A 566-nucleotide genomic window follows, 5' to 3' on the forward strand; every position below is an offset into this window, starting at 1 on the left:
ACTGGAAATTCAAAGATCTCCACCGAAGAATTGCTCGATTTCCTTGATAGTGTGCTGTGAATGAACTCATCCTGCATGATGCGTTAGCCCTACTCCGAATGAGGACCGGTGGCTTAGACTCAAAAAAGAGTAGCACGCTCCTCGTCTGCTGACGGAGAGCGTGCTACTCCTTGGGAGAGGCCTGAGCTATGCTACTGAAGTCTCTCTAGGCGTGTCGCTTGCGATGCGAATTTGAGCAGGCTAGCGACGCTTCTTGTTCTTTTTCTGCATCTTGGCTTGCATACGTCCCAAGCCTCCGCCTTGCATCTTGCGCATGACTTTGCTCACTTGGTCAAACTGCTGGATGAGCCTGTTGACCTCGGCGACAGAGGTGCCGCTACCGTCGGCGATACGCTTGCGACGTGAGCCATCGAGGATGCTAGGCTTGGCACGCTCCTCGGGGGTCATAGAGTGGATGATTGCTTCGATGCCCTTGAAGGCGTCGTTGCTGATATCGAGATCCTTGACCATCTTGCCGACTCCTGGGATCATGGAGACGAGGTCCTTTAGGTTACCCATCTTCTTGA

1 pseudogene is annotated in these 566 nt (G+C 53.2%); it reads right to left on the reverse strand.

The annotated features are described in order from the left end of the window. Positions 1-240: 240 nt before the first annotated feature. Positions 241-566: pseudogene (locus PORUE0001_RS01320) on the reverse strand (signal recognition particle protein); the annotation flags it as partial.

Origin of the sequence: Porphyromonas uenonis 60-3 (assembly GCF_000174775.1) — a bacterium.
Lineage (GTDB): Bacteria > Bacteroidota > Bacteroidia > Bacteroidales > Porphyromonadaceae > Porphyromonas > Porphyromonas uenonis_A.